Origin of the sequence: Kitasatospora sp. NPDC059577 (assembly GCF_042735475.1) — a bacterium.
GTDB lineage: Bacteria > Actinomycetota > Actinomycetes > Streptomycetales > Streptomycetaceae > Kitasatospora.
On sequence record NZ_JBHWBZ010000011.1, the window covers coordinates 134,094 to 152,609 of the forward strand.

An 18,516-nucleotide genomic window follows, 5' to 3' on the forward strand; every position below is an offset into this window, starting at 1 on the left:
CCACCCGCGGATCGGGGCGCGGCCGGCCAGTGCCGGGGGCCCCCGGCGGCACCCCGTGCTCCCGGGCCCCGGCGGCCCGCGCCGGCGGGGCCCGCGTCCGCACCAGGGTGGCCGAGCCGCCGTCGGGCGAGCGTGGCAACCCGCCCGTCGTGCGCCCGAACGGAGGACACCGGCGGCTGCGGGGATCCACGGCTGTCCGGATCGGCGTGGAATGCAGGCGGGTTGAGTGAGCGTCAGGGGGCGAGGACCTGCCCGAGCCGGGTCGCGATCTGCTGCATCACCGGGACCAGCGAGGCGGCTCCGGCCTGCTCCTCCAGGGCCCGGATGCGGGCCTCCGGGCCGGAGACCGAGAGCGCGGTGGGCGTCGGCGCGCCCGGGACGGCGAGTGCGATGCAGCGGACGCCGATCTCCTGCTCCTGGTCGTCGACCACGTAGCCGCGTTCGCGTGCCTCGGCGAGCTGGCGCAGCAGCTCCTGCGGGTCGGTGACCGTGTACTCGGTGTGCGCCGCCAGCGGGTTGGGGCCGAGGACGGCGCGGGCCTCCTCCTCGGGCAGCTGGGCGAGCAGGGCCTTGCCGACGCCGGTGCAGTGCGGCTGCACCCGCCGGCCGACCTCGGTGAACATCCGCATCGAGCGGCGTGACTGCACCTGGCCGACGTAGACCACCTCGCCGCCCTCCAGCACCGCCAGGTTGGCGGTCTCGCCGGTGGCCTCCATGAGTTCGGCCAGGTAGGGGCGGGCCCAGCTGCCGAGGAGCCGGCCGGCGGTCTCGCCGAGGCGGATCAGTCGGGGGCCGAGGGTGTAGCGGCGGGCGGTGTCCTGGCGGACATAGCCCTGCTGGACGAGGGTACGAACCAGTCGGTGGATGGTCGGCATCGGGAGGCCGGAACTGGTGGAGAGTTCGCTGAGCGTGGCCACGCCGCCCGAGTCGGCCAGTGCCTCCAGGAGTTGGAAGGCGCGCTCGACGGACTGCACGCCGCCGCTCGCGCGGTCGGCGCCCGTCGTCGATGCTGTGTCGGGGGTCGCAACCACCGGCGTTCCCTTCGCTGTCGGGGAGGAGTAGAGTCCCGGCGACCTCATCAACAAACCGTTGAAATTCTGTATCGCGGAAACTAGTCTCCACCTTACAGAATCGAGCTCGCCGACAGGTGGGTATCGATCGAGGAAGTTCCCGAGGGGGCTCCCACCGGAGTTCCCTTCGCCAGGCTCAACCGTCTTAGGAGTGTCCTGCTCATGGCTGCAGATCAGGGGTCCTCCCCCAGCCTCCGGCCGGGGGTACCGCCAACCGCCTCCTCTCCTACCGCTCCGGTCGTCACCGTCGCCGGTCCGCGCGTCCACCGGGCGGAGGAGGTGCTCACTCCGGAGGCGGTCGCCTTCGTCGTCGGCCTCCACCGGGCCTTCGAGGGGCGACGGCAGGAACTCCTGGCCAGGCGGAAGGCCCGCCGCGCCGAGATCGCGGCAGCCGGCACGCTGGACTTCCTCCCCGGGACCGCCGACGTCCGGGCCGGTGACTGGAAGGTCGCCGAGGCGCCCCGCGCCCTCCAGGACCGCCGGGTCGAGATCACCGGTCCCACCGACCGCAAGATGGTCATCAACGCCCTCAACTCCGGGGCGCGGATCTGGCTCGCCGACTTCGAGGACGCCACCTCCCCGACCTGGGAGAACGTGGTCAGCGGCCAGATCAACCTGATCGACGCCTTCGAAGGCCGGATCGACTTCACCACGGCGGCCGGCAAGGGCTACACCCTCAAGCCCGCCGCCGAACTCGCCACCGTCGTGGTCCGCCCGCGCGGCTGGCACCTGGACGAGAACCACCTGCTCGTCGACGGCACCCCGGTCGCCGGTGCCTTCCTCGACTTCGGCCTCTACTTCTTCCACAACGCCGCCCGGCTGCTCGCCAAGGGCGCCGAGGACCCCAACTCCGGGCCCTACTTCTACCTGCCGAAGACCGAGAGCCACCTCGAAGCCCGGCTCTGGAACGACGTGTTCACCCACGCCCAGGCCGAACTCGGCATCCCGTACGGCACCGTCCGGGCCACCGTCCTGATCGAGACCATCACCGCCGCCTTCGAGATGGACGAGATCCTCTACGAGCTGCGCGACCACGCGGCCGGCCTCAACGCCGGGCGCTGGGACTACCTGTTCTCGATCGTCAAGAACTTCCGCGACGCCGGCGCGCACTACATCCTGCCGGACCGCAACAGCGTCACCATGGCCTCGCCGTTCATGGCCGCCTACACCCGGCTGCTGGTGCAGACCTGCCACAAGCGCGGCGCGCACGCGATCGGCGGCATGGCCGCGTTCATCCCCAGCCGCAAGGACCCCGAGGTCAACGCGGCCGCGCTGGAGAAGGTCAAGGCCGACAAGGACCGTGAGGCCGGCAACGGCTTCGACGGTTCCTGGGTCGCCCACCCCGACCTGGTGCCGGTCGCCCGGGCCTCCTTCGACGCGGTGCTCGGCGAGCGGACCGACCAGAAGGACGACCCCGGTCCGTCCGAGCCGGTCACCCCCGCCCAGCTGCTCGACATCGCCGGCGCCGGCGGCACCTGCACCCACGCGGGGCTGCACAACGCCGTCCAGGTCGGCATCCGCTACATCGAGGCGTGGCTGCGCGGAATGGGGGCGGTCGGCATCTTCAACATGATGGAGGACGCCGCCACCGCCGAGATCTCCCGCTCGCAGATCTGGCAGTGGATCCACAACGGGGTGGTGCTCGCCGACACCGGTGAGAAGGCCACCGCCGAGCTGGTCCGCACCCTGGTCGCCGCCGAACTGGCCGAACTCCTCGCCGAACTGGGTGAGGAGACCTACAGCACCGGCCGCTGGCGCGAGGCCGCCCGGCTCTTCGAACAGGTCGCCCTGGCCGAGGAGTTCGCGGACTTCCTGACCCTCCCCGCGCTGCCCCTGCTGGACTGAGCCCAACCTGGTCCGCCGCCGCCGTCGCCACCGCAGGCGCCTGCCGGGCTGTAGCACTCCGGCGGCCCGTTACTCCGTTCCGTACGGCGACGAATCCACCTGTCCTCTCGTCGCCGTACGGAACGGCCTTTTCCCCCTGAGGAGTTCACCCATGCCGCGCATCTTCTTCAACGGCCAGGCGATGGTCGGCGGCCCGTTCCACGCCAAGGTCGCCGACGCGCTGATCGGGCCCGTCCGGACCGCCCCCGGCTACCGCTTCTTCTCCATCGACCACAGCGGCGGCACGGACGTCTGCCCGGGGCTGCTGCCCGACCCGGCCGTCGACACCGCCATCGAGGGCGAGCTCTACGAAATCAGCCTGGAGCGGTTGCGGGACGTCGTCCTGCCCGGTGAGCCGCGTGAGCTGGAGCTGGGCGTGATCAAGCTGGAGGACGGCTCCGCGTGCTTCTCCATGCTGCTCGCCCGGGGCGAGGTCGAGCGCGGCGTCCACCGCGAGATCACCCACCACGGCGGCTGGCGCGCCTACCTCGCGACGATCGGGCGCGAGGCCTGAGGCCTGAGGCGCGAGGCGCGGGGATCGCGCCGGCGGGCGAACAGGTGACGGCGAACGAATGGCAGCTGACAACGTTCGCTATCTGTCATCTGTTCGCTGAAAGCCGTCAGCCGTCAGCCGTCAGCCGTCAGCCGCCGGCCCTCACCCTGGCCGTCAGCCGACGGCAGACGGCCGGGGTGCGACGGCGCCCGCCACCAGCCCGTCGCCCAGCGGGCTGCGCCCGTACAGCACCCGGCGGCCGTGCCGGTTGCGCTCCAGCAGCCCCGCCGCCGCGAGCGCGCCGAGGTGGCGGCTGACCGCGCCCGGGGTGACCCCGAGCCGCTGTGCCAGTTCCGTGGTGCTCGCCGGCGTCGCCAGCATCGTCAGCAGTCGCGCCCGTGGTGCCCCGATGAGTCCCTGCAGCGCCGCGTCCGCCCGCGTCGGCTGCCGCGTGCCCAGTCCCTCGGCCATGGTCGCCCTGCCGCGCGCCGGGTAGCAGACCAGCGGCGGCCCCGCCTGGGTGACGTCGGTCTGCGCGCCCAGCCCGAACAGGGTCGGGATCAGCACCAGCCCCCGCCCGGCGACGTCCACCGTGGTGCCCACCGCCTTGACGGCCGGGTTCGGGTCGACGAGCCGCAGCACCCCGGCGTGCCAGGTCAGCCTGGCGTCGAGGTCCGCGAACAGCCCTTCCGCCCCGCGTTCGGAGAGCATCCGCCCGCGGTAGGCGATGTCCGCCTCCAGTACCGATCGGGCGCGCGGCCACCAGGCAGGGGCGAGGCAGTGCGTCCAGTAGGCGTCCAGTGCCTGGGCCGCCCGGGCGGCCAGTGCCTCCGGGTGATCGATCAGCGCGGCCAGCACCGGTGGCAGCGGGCTCGGCTTCCCGCCGCCGCGGTACGCCTCCAGCACGTCGGACCGCACCACCTCCGCGGGGGTGGCTGCCAGTCGCGCCACCTCGGCCGCGAAGTCCGGGCGGGGGCCGAGCGGGCGCGGCGTGAGGAAGTCCGGCACGAAGCCGACGGGCGCGATCATCGACTCCAGCAGCGCGGTGTCCAGCGTCTCGTAGCGGTCCTGCCAGCGGGCGATCCACGGCTGCTGCTCGGGGTAGCGGCCCGGCGAGCGGCGGGCGCGCAGGCTCAACACCGCCTCCTGCAGGGCGGAGTAGCCGAACCAGGTGGCGGCGAGGTCGTCGACGCCCAGGTGGAACTCGAACATTGACCGTAACGGTAAAGGAATTCCGCCGATCGCAAAACACCGGTGTCCTTCTGCCATGTCCTCCACCGCCGTGCGTCCGCCCAGTTCCGGACGCCTCCTCCGTCATGACCCGTTGGTCCGCAGGCTCGCCCTGATGGGCCTGGTGACCAACCTCGGCAACGGGCTGTTCGTGACGGTGAGCGTGCTGTTCCTCACCCGTTCCGTCGGTCTGACGCCGGGTCGGATCGCGCTCGGGCTCACGGCGGCCGGTGTCTGCGGGGTGTTCGCCGGGTTGCCGGTCGGACGGCTCGCCGACCGGGTCGGCAGCAAGCGGTTGCTGCTCGTGGTCGGGCCGCTCGAGGCGCTGGCCGTCCTCGGGTACGCCTGGGTGCACTCCTTCGCGGCCTTCGTGGTCCTGGCCTGCGTGGCGACGGTGCTGGAGCGGGGCGCCGCGGCGGTGCGCAGCGCGTTGATCGCCCGGGTGCTCCCGGCGGGGAACCAGGTCCACTCGCGGGCGCTGCTGCGATCGGTGTCGAACGCCGGCCTGGTGGTCGGCTCCGGTGGCGCGGCTCTGGCCCTGCAGGCCGACAGCTACGCCGGGTACGTCGCCGTGATGGTCCTGGACGCGGTCAGCTTCCTCGGTTCCACGGCGCTCCTGGCCGGGCTTCCGGCAGGTGGACTGATGGATCGTCAGAGTGTCGGCGCGGAAGGGGGGAAGGAGGGGCGGGGAGTCGCCCTGCGGGACCGCCGCTATCTGCTCGTGGCCGCCCTGCATGCCGTCCTGGAGCTCCAACTCGCGGTGCTCACCGTGGGGATACCGCTGTGGATCGTGCTGGGGACGGACGCGCCCCCGGCCGTGGTCGCCGCCGTCAGCGTGGTCAACTGCCTGCTGGTGGTGGTGTTCCAGGTTCGGGCGAGCCGGGGCGTCGTGGACGTTCCGACGGCGGCGCGGGCCTGCCTGCGGGGCGCGCTGCTGCTGACCGGTGGCTGTCTGCTCTACGCGACCGCCCACTGGGGCCCGGCCGCGGTCGCCACGGTGGCGGTCCTCGTCGGCGCACTGGTCCACAGCCTGGGCGAGCTGCTCACCTCGGCCGGCGGCTGGACGCTGAGCCTGGACCTGGCCGACCCGCGGTCCCACGGCGAGTACCAGGGCGTCTTCATGAGCGGCCAGGCGGCGGCCCATGTGATCGGCCCACTGGTGATCGGCCTGACGGTCGTCGACCACGGCGCCCTCGGCTGGGCGGTCCTCGGCGCCCTCTTCGCGGTCGCGGGCGCCGCGCTCCCGGCGGCCGTCGCCGGTGCCGCCCGGCCGGCCGGCACCCGGGCCCTGCCGGGCTGATCCCGTCGGGCGGCCGGGCCTCGGAGCCTCGGAGTCGTCGGGCCGTCAGGCCGTCGGGCCGTCGAGCCTCCGAGCCGTCGAGGAACTGATCTTCGAGGGGCCCCTTCCCCACGGGGGTGGGAGCGGGCCCTTCGTCGGGCGCGCCACTGCCCCGGACCCTCGCCGTGGGTCCGGGGCAGCGGTCCGCGCACCCGCCTCGGCGTGCGCGGAGCCCGGGGGCGCACCGTCCCTGGGCGCCCCCGGAGTCTGTGGTCCGCCTGAGTGGGGGTCAGACCGGCCGGGACGCCAGCTCCCTGGCGGCGCGGGCGCAGTCGCGCGCGATCCGGTCCTCGTTGACGGTGGTGAGCCGGCCCTTCTCGACGACGGCGTTGCCGTTGACGAACAGCACCGACAGCGGCGGCAGCGCGCCGAAGGTGAGCGCGGCGACCGGGTCGGCGATGGAGGAGTGCATGACGCCGTCGATCTTCCACAGGGCCAGGTCGGCGAGCTTGCCGGTCTCGATCGAGCCGATCTCGTCCTGCCGGCCGAGCACCCGGGCGCCGCCCATGGTGCCGAGGCGCAGCGCCTGCCGTCCGGTGAGGGCGGTGGGGGAGCCGTGCAGTCGGTTGATCAGCAGGGCGTTGCGCAGTTCGGTGCCGAGCTCGCCGGACTCGTTGGAGGCGGTGCCGTCGACGCCGAGGCCGACCGGGACGCCGGCCCGGAGCATGTCGGGCACGCGGGCGATGCCGGCGGCGAGACGGGCGTTGGAGGACGGGCAGTGGGCGACGCCGGTGCCGGTCTCGGCGAACTTGGCGATGTCGGAGTCGTTCATGTGGACGCAGTGCGCCATCCAGACGTCTTCGCCGAGCCAGCCGACCGACTCGAAGTAGTCGGTCGGGCCCATGCCGAACAGTTCCTTGCAGAACTGCTCCTCCTCGGCGGTCTCGGAGCCGTGGGTGTGCAGCCGGACGCCCTTGCGGCGGGCGAGTTCGGCGGACTGGCGGAGGAGGTCGGTGGAGACCGAGAAGGGCGAGCAGGGCGCGATGGCGACGTGCAGCATCGAGCCGAACGAGGAGTCGTGGTAGCGGTCGACGGCGGCCTCGGAGGCGGCCAGGATGTCGTCCAGCTCCTCGACGGCGTGGTCCGGCGGGAGGCCGCCGTCCTTCTTGCTGCGGTCCATGGAGCCGCGCAGCGCGGTGAACCGCAGGCCGAGTTCCCGGACGGCCTCGATGGAGGCGCCGAGGATGTCGCCGCCGTCCTTCGGGAAGACGTAGTGGTGGTCGGAGGCGGTGGTGCAGCCGGACTTGAGCAGCGCGGCGGCGGAGCCCTGGCTGGCGGCGTGGACGAGCTTGTCGTCGATCCGGGCCCAGGTCGGGTAGAGGGCGACCAGCCAGTCGAACAGGATGTCGTCCTGGGCGAGGCCGCGGGTGATCCACTGGTAGAAGTGGTGGTGGGTGTTGACCAGGCCGGGGGTGACGAGGTGGCCCTCGCCGTTGATCCGGCGTACGACGTTGTCCAGCCACGCCGGGGCGGGGCCGTCGCCGACCGCCTCGATCGTGTTGCCGAGGATGACCACGTGGCCGCGGGCGTACTCGGTGTCGTTCGCGTCGACGGTGGCGATCGCGACGTTCTCGATCACGATCCGCTGGTCGGCGGGCGGGGGCTGGACTGCCATGGTGTCACTCCTAGGGGGAGGGCCGGGAGGAGTGCGTGCCACCGAGGGGGCGCACTCCTCCCGGACCGGTCAGGACGGTGTCGCCGTCGGCACCGTCGCGCCGGAACCCTGGCCGGATCTGGACCGGCGGGCGGTTCCGACGTGGTGGAAGAGCAGGTTGAGCAGGACGGCCATCACGCAGCCGGCCGAGATCCCCGAGTGCATCAGGGTACGGACGGCCTCCGGGAAGGAGTCGTAGAACGTGGGCACGGCGATCGGGATGATGCCGACGCCGAGCGAGACCGACACCAGGATGGTGTGGGAGCCGGACTCCATGCCGGCCTCCGCGAGGGTGCGGATGCCGCTGGCCGCGACCGTGCCGAAGAGCACGATCCCGGCGCCGCCGAGGACGGGTTGCGGCACCAGGGAGACGACCGAGCCCAGTACGGGGAACAGCCCGAGCAGGACCAGGATGCCTCCGCCGGCCGCGACCACGAAGCGGCTGCGGATCTTCGTCAGCGCCACCAGCCCGATGTTCTGGGCGAAGGCGCTGGCGGCGAAGCCGTTGAAGACGGGGCTGAGCGCGGTGGCCAGGCCGTCGGCCCGCAGGCCGGCGGCGAGCGTGGGCTCGTCCGCCTCGCGGTCGACGATCTTGCCGAGCGCGAGCATGTCGGCGGTGGACTCGGTCATCGAGACCACCATGACGATGCAGAGCGAGACGATCGCGGCCGCGTCGAACACGGGCGCGCCGAAGTGGAACGGGGAGGGGAGCGCGAAGACCTTCGCGTCCCGGACCGCGCCGAAGTCGGTCAGCCCCAGCGGGAAGGCGATCAGGGTGCCGATCGCCAGACCGATGAGCAGGGACATCTGCTGCCAGAAGCCGCGCAGCAGACGGTTGCAGAGCACCACCGCGACGAGGGTGATCGCGGCGAGGCCGATGGCCCGCATGGAGCCGTACCCGGGGGCGCCCGGCGAGCCGCCGCGCGCCCAGTTGACCGCCACCGGGAGCAGGGACACCCCGATGAGGGTGATCACGGTGCCCTGGACGACCGGGGGGAAGAACCGGATGAGCTTGCAGAAGTACGGCGCCGCGAGGAAGCACAGGGCCCCCGCGACGATCACCGCTCCGAAGATCACCGGGAGGGCGTCCTTCGGTCCCCCCGTCCTCTCGATGGAGCTCTTGGCGATGGCGATCATGGGCGCGACCCCCGCGAAGGAGACGCCGTTCACGAACGGCAGTCGCGCGCCGATCTTCCAGACGCCGAGGGTCTGGAGGAGGGTGGCCAGTCCGGCGGTGAACAGGCTGGCCGAGATGAGCAGGGCGAGTTCGCCGGGGGAGAGCCCGACGCCGGCGCCGACGATGAGCGGGGGTGCGACGACTCCCGCGTACATCGCGGCGACGTGCTGGAGTCCGGTGGTGAACAGCTTCACCGGGGGCAGCAACTCGTCCACGGGGTGGGGCGCGGGCCCGGACGGCTCACCGGGGAGGTGGGCCGGTGCGCCGTCCGGGCCGTGCGTTCTTTCCGGGGTGGAACCGCCGTCTGTACTGCTGGTGTTGCTGGGTGCCATGTCGAGCCCCTCTTGTGCCCGTGGCTCCCGGCGCGCCCGTGGCGCTGGAGACCCCCCGAGGACGGGACGGCGGAGCAAGGATTCCTCGGGGCGCTTCTCCAGTGCCCCGGGCCGGCCGCCGCGAGGCAGACACGAACTCCGGTGGGTGGGGGTGGAGAAACAGGTAGTGCGGGTGGTGCGGGTGGTGCGGCCCGCCCGGACTCGACCGGCCCGCGGGGGCCGGAGGGTGCGGCGATTCGGGGCGGAGTCCACGGTGGTGGGGGAGGTCAGGCGACCGGGATGACCGGGATGACGCCCTCGCGGTGCACGGTGCCCTCGATCAGGCCGTACATCCGGTCCGCGGCGTAGTAGACCTCGTTCTCGTTCTTGAGGCCGAAGGGCTCCAGGTCGACGAGGAAGTGGTGCTTGTTGGGCAGTTCGAGGCGTACCTCGTCCACCTCGGCGCGGTTGTTGAGGACCCGGGTGCCCATCGCGTGCAGGGTCTGCTGCAGCGAGTAGGAGTAGGTCTCGGCGAACGCCTCCAGCATGTGGCGCTTCACGTGGGCGTAGGAGCGGTTCCAGTTGGGCTGGGCCTCGCCGTCCCGGCCGCTGTAGCCGTATTTCCAGCGGGCGGTGACCTGGGTGGCGAGGATGCGGTCGTACGCCTCCTGCAGGGTGGTGTACTTGTCCTTGATGTAGCCCCAGAACTCCGAGTTGGTGGAGTTCATCACCACGAGGTCCTTCAGGCCGGAGATGACCCGGACGGTCTCGCCGTCGTAGCTGATCTCGGTGGTGCGGACCTCCTGGCCGGTGCGGACGAAGGAGTGGCCGACCTCCTCCGAGCCGATGAATCGGGCCGAGCTGTCCGGCGTCCTGATCCGGTCCCAGGAGTACTCCTCGATCCGGATCCGGGCGCCGTGCACGACACCGCGCTCGGTGTTGTCGACGAAGTGGCGCGCCAGGACGATGCCGAAGGCCTCGGCCGACTCGATGCCGTACTCCTTGGCGAAGGCGTAGACGGTGTTCTTGGTGGTGTCGGTGGGGAGGCAGTTGGCGTTGGACCCGGTGAGGTGGACGTCCTCGAACTCACCCTGGAGGGAGACCGAGACGTTCAGGTCCTTGATCTCGTGCCGGGTGGAGTCGCGGGAGATCCGGACGATGCGGTTCTCCGCCTTGCCGTACTGGTTCTGACCGAGCACGTGGGCCATGACGGGGCTCCTAGAGCTTCCAGGTCGGTCTACTAGCTTCCGCGGTAGACCGAGTATCCGAACGGGTTGAGCAGCAGCGGCACGTGGTAGTGGTGCTGTTCGGGCGCGACCGTGAAGACGATCGAGACCTCGGGGAAGAACGGCGGCTCGGCGGACCCGGACGCGTGGTAGGCGCCGGTGTCGAAGAGCAGCCGGACGACCGAGCCCGCCTCCACGGCCGGCAGGTCCTTGACCCGGCCGTCGGAGTCCGTGGCGGAGGTGCCGAGCACCTGCCAGCCACCCTCGGTGTGCAGTGCGAGCTCGACCGGGACGCCTTCGGCCGGGCGGCCGAGGCTGGTGTCGAGCACGTGGGTGGAGATGCCAGTCATGGGTGAAGTGACCTAACTGATGGCAGAGGTGATGGTGCGTCAGTTCTCCGGCGAGGCGGCCGCGGGGTGCGGGTGGGACCGCATCCGACGGTACGCCAGGGAGGGGGTCAGGAGCCGTCGAGCAGGCGGCCGAGGCGAATGTCGTTGATCTTGCGCAGCTCCCCGCGGACGATCTCCGCCTCGGTGGCGGCGTCGTTGGGGTGGCGCTCGCGCAGGGCGGCGAGCATGCCGGCCGCGGTACGGCCGGTCGCGCAGATCAGGAACACGTGGCCGAACTTCGCCTCGTAGGCGGCGTTGGCTTCGCCCAGTTCGTCGAGGACGGCCCGGTCCACGCCCCGGATGCCGGCCTGTTCGCGCTCGGAGGTGGCGTCGCCGCTCCTGGGCTTGCCGATCCGGGCGTGGCCGGCCATCGCGTCGCGCAGGTCGTCGGCCGTCAGCGACGCCGTGGCCGCCGCGTTGGCGGCGAGCAGGGACTCGCGGTCGGCCCAGGGCCGGGCCTGCGCGACCGCGGCGGCCCACCGGGGGCTGGAGCATACCTCCAGCAGGATCGCTTCCAGCTCGGCGGCATCGGCCGCGGCCAGGGCGTCAAGGGTGTGGGGGTGGTTGGTCACGGGTGGACCTCCTGAAGAGTGGTGCCACCCGGAAAAGCTAGATCGACCCCACCCGGTCGTCAACACTTTGTTGAACGGTTGGTGGTTACGTTTTGAACCGGCCCGCGATGCCGGGCCCTTTCGTGTGCGATTCGCCAAGTGTGCCCCGCCGCAGGCCGATCCGGACTGGCCGAAGCCGCGTCCGGACCGGGCCGAACCGGCGGGGTCACCCGTTCGGAAGCCCCCGCAGGGGCTCCTCAGGAGGACTTCGAGCCGTCCTGGCGGTTGAGGTAGTTGTACACCGTGAAGCGGCTGACGCCCAGGGCCGAGGCGACCGTCTCGACGCCGTGGCGGACGGTGAAGGCGCCGCGCTCCTCCAGCAGGGCGACGACCCGCTGCTTCTCCAGCCGGTCCAGCTCGGCCAGCGGGCGGCCGTCGAACTGTCGGGTCATCTCGGCCAGCAGCCGGTCCAGCGCGCTGCTCAGGTGCGGCAGCCGGACGGCCAGGGCCGGCACGCCCTCCCACTCCAGGACGACGTCCTCGACCTTCGCCTCGTCCAGCGGGACGGGCGTCGCGCCGACCGCGTCCAGCAGCGGCTTCACCGCCGCGGCGAGCGGGTGTTCCACGTGCTCGGTCACGGCGCACCGCCCTCCTCGTCCAGGACGCTGACCTGGACCGAGATGCGGGTCGCCCCGGCGTCCAGGGTCTCCCGGAGCAGCTTGGTCACCGCGTCGAGGACCTGCTGGGCCTCGCCCTCGGCGCCGGTCCCGAAGGGGCCGACCGACACGGCCAGGCCGGCCTCGTCGACCACCTGGCGGGCCGCCGCGGCGTGCTCCGGGAACGTGTCCAGTTCGAACGGTTCTGTCGTGAACTCCACCATCAATCGCACGGGATCACTGTATCGAGCGGGGGTGCGGACGGGCAGGGGCCGGGCGATCGAACAGTCGGGGCCGGGCAGGTGGGGCGCCCTCCGGGCATCTTCAACAAAATGTTGCGACTCCCTTGACACCCGCTTCGCCGGCCGGAGATGCTTCCACCACGCAGAATCCCTCTTCCGGATCGTGGAAGTTGCGGATGACGGAAGAGAGATGAGAGGTGATGGACGTGACGGCCGCTGCCAAGCACCACTACACGGTCAACCTGTCGATCCTGTTCGGCGAGCTGCCCCTCCTGGAGCGCCCCGCCGCAGCCGCCGCGGCCGGCTTCACCGCCGCCGAACTCTGGTGGCCCTTCGGTGAGGAGCACGACCCCTCCGGGGCCGAGCTGGACGCGCTCCGCAAGGCGTTCACCGACGCCGGGGTCCGGCTCACCGGCCTCAACTTCCTGGACGACCTGAGCAGGGGCGCCCGCGGCACCGTCTCGGTGCCGTCCGAGCGGGACCGCTTCCGGGCCAACGTCCCGGTCGCCGCGGAACTCGCCGGCTCACTCGGCGCCAAGGCGCTCAACGCCCTGTACGGAAACCGGGTCGAGGGCGTCGAGCCCGCCGAGCAGGACGCGCTCGCACTGGAGAACCTGGTCCTCGCGGCGAAGGCCGCGCACGGGATCGGCGCGGTCCTGCTGATCGAGGCCCTGAACGGGGTCGAGTCCCCGGACTACCCGCTGGTCTCCGCCGCGGCCGCGGTCGAGGTGGTGGACAAGGTCAACGCCGCCACCGGCCTGGGCAACGCCCGGTTCCTGTGCGACCTCTACCACCTGGCCAAGAACGGCGAGGACCTGGCCCGGGTCATCGACACCCACGCCGACCGCATCGGCCACGTGCAGATCGCCGACGACCCGGGCCGCAACGAGCCCGGCACCGGCGACCTCGACTTCGAGGACCTGTTCGCCCGGCTCACCGCCGCCGGCTACACCGGCCCGATCGGCCTGGAGTACCGCCCCTCCACCGGCGTCAGCGCCGACAGCTTCGGGTGGCTGCCGCGCGAGCTGCGCGCGGCCGAGTAGCGCCGCCGAGCAGTACCGCCGAGCAGCGCGGCCGGCCGGGCGATGTCCGGCCGGGCAGGCGCGCCGCCGACCCACCCGACCTCCCACCCCGCACACGTAAGGAACTCGACGCGATGAGCCGCAAGATCGCCTTCATCGGCCTCGGCATCATGGGCAGCCCGATGGCCGCCAACCTGGTCAAGGCCGGCCACCACGTCACCGGCTTCAACCTCACCCGGCCGCAGATCGACGCCCTGGTCGCGGCCGGCGGCCACGGCGCCGGCTCCATCGCGGAGGCCGTGAAGGACGCCGAGGTCGTCATCACCATGGTCCCGGCCGACCCGCAGGTCGAGCAGGTCATCCTGGGCGAGGGCGGCGTGCTGGAGAACGCCGCGCCCGGCACCCTGGTGATCGACATGTCCTCGATCACCCCGCAGACCTCGATCAGGGTCGAGGCGGCCGCCAAGGAGAAGGGCGTCCGGACGCTGGACGCGCCGGTCTCCGGCGGCGAGGCCGGCGCCGTCGAGGCCGTGCTGTCGATCATGGTCGGCGGTGCCGCCGAGGACTTCGCCGAGGCCAAGCCGCTGTTCGACGCGCTGGGCACCACGGTCGTCCACGTCGGCCCGGCCGGCGCCGGCCAGACCGTCAAGGCCGCCAACCAGCTGATCGTCGCCGTCAACATCCAGGTGCTGGCCGAGGCCGTGGTGTTCCTGGAGAACGCCGGCGTCGACCTGCGGGCCGCGCTGGACGTGCTCGGCGGCGGCCTGGCCGGCTCGACCGTGCTCAACCGCAAGAAGGCGAACATGCTGGACCGAGAGTTCGCCCCGGGCTTCCGGATCGACCTGCACCACAAGGACATGGGCATCGTCACCGACGCCGCCCGCGCCGTGGGCGCCGCGCTGCCGGTCGGCGCCGTGGTGGCCCAGCTGGTCGCCTCCGCCCGGGCCAACGGCGACGGCTCCCTCGACCACTCGGCGCTGCTGCGCGGCGTCGAGCGGCTCTCCGGCCGCGAGGTCGCGTAACACCGCCGGGGGCACCCGCGCGGAGCCCCCGGCCCACGAACTCCTCCTGGCGGCGTGTACCCATCCGGTCGTGCCCGCGCCGCCAGGAGGTCCGACCCGACCGGCGCGCGGGCAGGGGCTCATCCGCCCGCCCGCCGGTCGATCCAGCCGGTGATGCGCACTCCCTCCCAGGGGGCACTTCGGTCGTGCCTGCGCGTCGCCTGGCCCCCTCCCCGCCGAGGGGAGCCCCCCGGTACGTCGGAAGCGGGACCGGTGGGGGTACTTCCCGGCCGAAGGCCGAGGGAGAACGGCGGGGAGGGGGTCGCACCCCACCCGGGAGGGGGTCGCACCCCACCCGGCAGGGGGCCGCACCCCACCCGGACCGCACCGTCCGGGGGCTCGCACCCCCGGAGCACCGGGCCCATGCTGGACGCACGTCGCAGAACCACCGCCACACCCGTACGGAAGCGAGGACCCCACGATGCTCCCCACCCCCCGCCAGGGCCATGTGGTCGTCGCCCCCGACAAGTTCAAGGGCAGCCTGGAGGGCGCCGAGGTGGCCGCCAGGATCGCGGCCGGCATCCGGCTCGCCGTGCCCGGCACCGAGGTGCGCGAGCTGCCCGTCGCCGACGGCGGCGAGGGCACCCTGGCCGCGGCCCTCGCGGCGGGCTTCGACCGGGTGCCGGCCAAGGTGGCCGGCCCGACCGGCCTGCCGGTGGACGCCGCGCTGGCCGTCCGGGGCGACACCGCCGTGGTCGAGCTGGCACAGTCCTCCGGACTCGCCCGGCTGCCCGGCGGCCGGACCGCCCCGCTCGCGGCCGGGTCCTACGGCGTCGGCCAGCTGATCGCCCGGGCCGTCTCGCTCGGCGTCGAGCGGATCGTGCTGGGGCTCGGCGGCAGCGCCTGCACCGACGGCGGCGCGGGCATGGTGCAGGCGCTCGGGGTGCGCCTGCGCGACGCCGACGGCGCCGAACTCCCGCCCGGCGGGGCCGCGCTGCGCCGGCTCGCGGAGATCGACCTCGGCCCGCTGGCCGACGCGCTGGGCGGCGTCGAGGTCGTGGTCGCCTGCGACGTGGACAACCCGCTGCTCGGGCCGCGCGGCGCCACCGCCGTCTACGGCCCGCAGAAGGGCGCCGACGGCGACGACCTGCTGGTCCTGGAGGAAGGGCTGACCAGGTTCGCCGACCTGGTCGCCGAGGCCACCGGACGGGACGTCCGGCAGGCCCCCGGGGCCGGCGCCGCCGGCGGGGTGGGCTTCGCCGCCCTCGCCCTGCTCGGCGCCACCATGCGACCCGGCATCGAGCTGCTGCTCGACCTGCTGGGCTTCGACGAGGCCGTGCGTGGGGCACGCCTCGTCGTGACCGGCGAGGGTTGCCTGGACGCGCAGACGCTCCACGGCAAGGCCCCCGCCGGAGTTGCCGCGGCGGCCGCCCGGGCGGGGGTTCGGGTGGCCGCCGTGGCGGGCCGGCTGGAGCTCGCCGAGCCCCAGTGGCGGGCCGCCGGCTTCACCGCCGCGATCGCGCTGACCGACCTGGCCGAGCAGCCGGGGGACAGCATGACCAAGGCCGCCGAGCTGGCCGAGGTCGCCGGACGGAAGCTGGCCGACGAACTGCTGGCGCGTTGAACCCTCGTACGTTCATCCATTGACGTTTTGTTGAAGGCGGGCCTAGGCTCCCGGCAATCCCTCGGCTCCTCCCCGCATACGGCCCCCTGCGAACCGCCCCGGGCCGCGCCCGGACCCACCCCCGACTCGCTCCCGACTCCCAGGTTCCGGAGGTCTCCCATGCCTTTCAGCCAGCCCACGGTGATCCGCTCCCGGCGGGTGGTCCTGCCCGACGGCGAGCGCCCCGCGGACGTGCTGATCCGGGACGGGAGGATCGAGCAGGTCGTCGCGCACGGCTCGCTCACCGTCGGCGACCGCGAACTCGCCGACCTCGGCGACACCGCTCTGCTGCCCGGCCTGGTCGACACCCACGTGCACGTCAACGAGCCCGGCCGCACCGAATGGGAGGGCTTCGCCACCGCCACCCGGGCCGCCGCGGCCGGCGGCGTCACCACGATCATCGACATGCCGCTCAACTCGATCCCGCCCACCACCACGGTGGAGGGGCTGCTGGTCAAGAGGAAGACCGCCGAGGGCCAGGCCTGGGTCGACCTCGGCTTCTGGGGCGGCGCCGTCCCCGGCAACGTCGCCGACCTCGAACCCCTGCACCGCGAAGGCGTGTTCGGCTTCAAGAGCTTCCTCGCCCCCTCCGGCGTGGACGAGTTCCCGCACGTCGAGGCCGCCGACCTGGAGGCCGCCCTGGCCGAGCAGGCCCGGATCGGGGCGCTGGCGATCATCCACGCCGAGGACCCGGCCGTCCTCGACGCCGCACCGCAGCAACCCGGCGTCCACTACCGGGACTTCCTGGCCTCCCGCCCCGCCGACGCGGAGACCGCGGCCGTCGCCCGGCTGCTCGACACCGCGCGGCGCACCGGCGCCCGGGTCCACATCCTGCACGTCTCCTCCGCCGCCGTCCTGCCGCTGCTGCGCAGGGCGCGCGAGGACGGCGTCCGGGTGACCGCCGAGACCTGTCCGCACTACCTGACCCTCGCGGCCGAGCAGGTGCCCGACGGCGACACCGCCTTCAAGTGCTGCCCGCCGATCCGCGACGAGTCCAACCGCGACGCGCTCTGGCAGGCCCTGGCGGACGGCGAGTTCATCGCCGTCGTCTCCGACCACTCGCCGTCCACCCCCGACCTCAAACTGCTGCCCGAGTACGGCGGCAGCGGGGACTTCGCGGCCGCCTGGGGCGGCATCGCCTCGCTGCAGCTCGGCCTGCCCGCCGTCTGGACCGAGGCCCGCCGCCGCGGCCACACCCTGTCCGACATCGTGCGCTGGATGTCCGCCGGACCGGCCGAACTGGTCGGCCTCACCGGCACCAAGGGCGCCATCGCGCCCGGCCACGACGCGGACCTGGTCGCGTTCGACCCCGACGGCGAGTTCGCCGTCCGGGCGAGCGGCCTGCACCACCGCAACCCGGTGACCCCGTACGCGGGCCGGACCCTCACCGGCGCGGTGCGCACCACCTGGCTGCGCGGCCGCGAGGTGGACACCGCGGCCCGCCCCTTCGGCCGGCAGCTCGCCCGGCCCGCCACCCGTACCACCACCCCGCCCGATCGCGCCTAAAGGAGAGTCAGTGACCACTGCCGACACCCCGAGTGCTCCCTTCACCGAGCTGGTCAACCTGGCCTCCCGACTGCTCGGCGCGGGCGTCGTCGCCACCAACGAGGACACCTTCGCGGACGCCGAGAACCTGCTGGTCGCCAAGCCGGCCGAGTTCCGTCCGCACACCTTCGGCCACAAGGGCCAGATCATGGACGGCTGGGAGTCCAAGCGCCGCCGCGGCGTCTCGGCCGGGCAGCCGCACCCCACCGACCAGGACCACGACTGGGCGATCGTCCGGCTCGGCGTCGGCGGTGTCGTCCGCGGCGTGATCGTGGACACCGCCCACTTCACCGGCAACTACCCGGAGTCCGGCTCCGTCGAGGCCGCGTCCGTCCCCGGCCACCCCTCGCCCGCGGAGCTGCAGGACGCCGAGTGGACCACGCTCGTGCCGCGCACCCCGCTGCGCGGGAACACCGCCCACGAGTTCGCCGTCGAGGACGCCACCCGGTACACCCACGTACGGCTGAACATCTTCCCGGACGGCGGCGTCGCCCGCCTGCGGGTGCACGGCGAGGTGCTGCCCGACCCGCGCGAACTGGACGGCCTCACCTTCGACCTGGCCGCCCAGGAGTACGGCGGCGTGGCCGAGGCGGCGTCCGACCGCTACTTCTCCTCCCCGCACAACCTGAACGCTCCCGGTCGCGCCTCCGTCATGGGCGAGGGCTGGGAGACCCGGCGTCGGCGCGACAAGGCCAACGACTGGGTGCAGATCGCCCTGGCCGGGGGCGGCGAGGTCCTGGCCGCCGAGGTGGACACCACCCACTTCGTCGCCAACGCCCCCGGCTGGGCCGACCTGATCGGCTTCGACGCCTCGACCGGGGTCGATCCGGCCGACGGCGAGTGGTTCGAGCTCCTTCCGCGCACCAGGCTCCAGCCCGACACCCGGCACCGCTTCCGGCTCGACGCCGGCCGCCCGGTGACCCACGTGCGGATCAACGTCTACCCGGACGGCGGGCTCGCCCGCCTCCGGCTCACCGGCCGCCTCACCGAGGCCGGCCGCGCGGCCCTCGCGCTGCGCTGGTTCGACGCCGTCCCGGCCGCCGAGGCCGCCGCGGCCCTCACC

At 73.0% G+C, this 18,516-nt stretch carries 16 protein-coding genes and 1 pseudogene; 8 read left to right on the forward strand and 9 right to left on the reverse strand.

Annotation, left to right across the window (positions count from 1 at the left end):
* Positions 1-233: 233 nt before the first annotated feature.
* Positions 234-1,079 (reverse strand): IclR family transcriptional regulator, encoded by an 846-nt coding sequence (locus ACFV0O_RS12785; protein ID WP_380340209.1) that lies wholly within the window; start codon positions 1,077-1,079, stop codon positions 234-236.
* A 153-nt stretch (positions 1,080-1,232) separates the two neighbouring features.
* Here ACFV0O_RS12785 and aceB point away from each other — a divergent pair, with 153 nt between their 5' ends.
* Together aceB and ACFV0O_RS12795 are read left to right on the forward strand one after the other, a co-directional pair.
* On the forward strand, positions 1,233-2,915 hold the full coding sequence (gene aceB / locus ACFV0O_RS12790; protein WP_380340212.1) for a malate synthase A: 1,683 nt from the start codon (positions 1,233-1,235) through the stop codon (positions 2,913-2,915).
* Positions 2,916-3,066: 151 nt separating this feature from the next.
* Positions 3,067-3,468 carry a gamma-glutamylcyclotransferase gene (locus ACFV0O_RS12795; RefSeq protein ID WP_380340214.1) on the forward strand — a complete coding sequence of 134 codons (402 nt, stop codon included), beginning with the start codon at positions 3,067-3,069 and terminating at the stop codon, positions 3,466-3,468.
* Positions 3,469-3,621: 153 nt separating this feature from the next.
* Here the strand turns inward: ACFV0O_RS12795 and ACFV0O_RS12800 are convergent, their stop codons facing one another.
* The gene (locus ACFV0O_RS12800) at positions 3,622-4,659 is read right to left on the reverse strand and encodes a winged helix-turn-helix domain-containing protein (RefSeq protein WP_380340217.1); all 1,038 of its coding nucleotides are present in this window, start codon (positions 4,657-4,659) and stop codon (positions 3,622-3,624) included.
* Positions 4,660-4,714: 55 nt separating this feature from the next.
* Between ACFV0O_RS12800 and ACFV0O_RS12805 the strand changes: the two genes are divergently transcribed.
* Complete coding sequence (locus ACFV0O_RS12805; protein ID WP_380340220.1) at positions 4,715-5,977, forward strand: MFS transporter; 1,263 nt, start codon at positions 4,715-4,717, stop codon at positions 5,975-5,977.
* Between the two features lie 268 nt (positions 5,978-6,245).
* Here the strand turns inward: ACFV0O_RS12805 and ACFV0O_RS12810 are convergent, their stop codons facing one another.
* From ACFV0O_RS12810 to ACFV0O_RS12840, 7 genes are all read right to left on the reverse strand, one after another.
* Positions 6,246-7,631 (reverse strand): 8-oxoguanine deaminase, encoded by a 1,386-nt coding sequence (locus tag ACFV0O_RS12810; protein WP_380340222.1) that lies wholly within the window; start codon positions 7,629-7,631, stop codon positions 6,246-6,248.
* Between the two features lie 69 nt (positions 7,632-7,700).
* Positions 7,701-9,179, reverse strand: a complete 1,479-nt coding sequence (locus ACFV0O_RS12815) for a nucleobase:cation symporter-2 family protein (RefSeq protein ID WP_380340225.1) — start codon at positions 9,177-9,179, stop codon at positions 7,701-7,703.
* A gap of 266 nt (positions 9,180-9,445) precedes the next feature.
* Positions 9,446-10,366 carry a factor-independent urate hydroxylase gene (pucL, locus tag ACFV0O_RS12820; protein WP_380340228.1) on the reverse strand — a complete coding sequence of 307 codons (921 nt, stop codon included), beginning with the start codon at positions 10,364-10,366 and terminating at the stop codon, positions 9,446-9,448.
* 32 nt (positions 10,367-10,398) lie between these two features.
* Positions 10,399-10,734 (reverse strand): hydroxyisourate hydrolase, encoded by a 336-nt coding sequence (gene uraH / locus ACFV0O_RS12825; protein ID WP_380340231.1) that lies wholly within the window; start codon positions 10,732-10,734, stop codon positions 10,399-10,401.
* A gap of 107 nt (positions 10,735-10,841) precedes the next feature.
* Complete coding sequence (gene uraD / locus ACFV0O_RS12830; protein ID WP_380340234.1) at positions 10,842-11,345, reverse strand: 2-oxo-4-hydroxy-4-carboxy-5-ureidoimidazoline decarboxylase; 504 nt, start codon at positions 11,343-11,345, stop codon at positions 10,842-10,844.
* A 236-nt stretch (positions 11,346-11,581) separates the two neighbouring features.
* Complete coding sequence (locus tag ACFV0O_RS12835; protein WP_380340237.1) at positions 11,582-11,962, reverse strand: helix-turn-helix domain-containing protein; 381 nt, start codon at positions 11,960-11,962, stop codon at positions 11,582-11,584.
* Positions 11,959-12,204 (reverse strand): thiamine-binding protein, encoded by a 246-nt coding sequence (locus ACFV0O_RS12840; protein ID WP_380340298.1) that lies wholly within the window; start codon positions 12,202-12,204, stop codon positions 11,959-11,961. The genes ACFV0O_RS12835 and ACFV0O_RS12840 overlap by 4 nt, the downstream gene beginning before the upstream one ends.
* Before the next feature lie 218 nt (positions 12,205-12,422).
* On the opposite strand from ACFV0O_RS12840, the gene ACFV0O_RS12845 reads away from it, so the two are divergent.
* The 5 genes and pseudogenes from ACFV0O_RS12845 to alc form a co-directional block, all read left to right on the forward strand.
* Positions 12,423-13,265: a TIM barrel protein gene (locus ACFV0O_RS12845; RefSeq protein ID WP_380340240.1), complete on the forward strand. Its 843-nt coding sequence runs from the start codon at positions 12,423-12,425 to the stop codon at positions 13,263-13,265.
* Between the two features lie 113 nt (positions 13,266-13,378).
* Positions 13,379-14,266 carry a 2-hydroxy-3-oxopropionate reductase gene (locus tag ACFV0O_RS12850; protein ID WP_360250216.1) on the forward strand — a complete coding sequence of 296 codons (888 nt, stop codon included), beginning with the start codon at positions 13,379-13,381 and terminating at the stop codon, positions 14,264-14,266.
* 460 nt (positions 14,267-14,726) lie between these two features.
* Positions 14,727-15,869, forward strand: coding sequence for a glycerate kinase (locus tag ACFV0O_RS12855; RefSeq protein WP_380340243.1), 1,143 nt, complete (start codon positions 14,727-14,729; stop codon positions 15,867-15,869).
* Positions 15,870-16,028: 159 nt separating this feature from the next.
* The gene (allB, locus tag ACFV0O_RS12860) at positions 16,029-17,414 is read left to right on the forward strand and encodes an allantoinase AllB (protein WP_380340246.1); all 1,386 of its coding nucleotides are present in this window, start codon (positions 16,029-16,031) and stop codon (positions 17,412-17,414) included.
* A pseudogene (gene alc / locus ACFV0O_RS12865) lies at positions 17,404-18,471 on the forward strand (allantoicase); the annotation flags it as partial. The gene allB and the pseudogene alc, both read left to right, overlap by 11 nt.
* Positions 18,472-18,516: the final 45 nt, after the last annotated feature.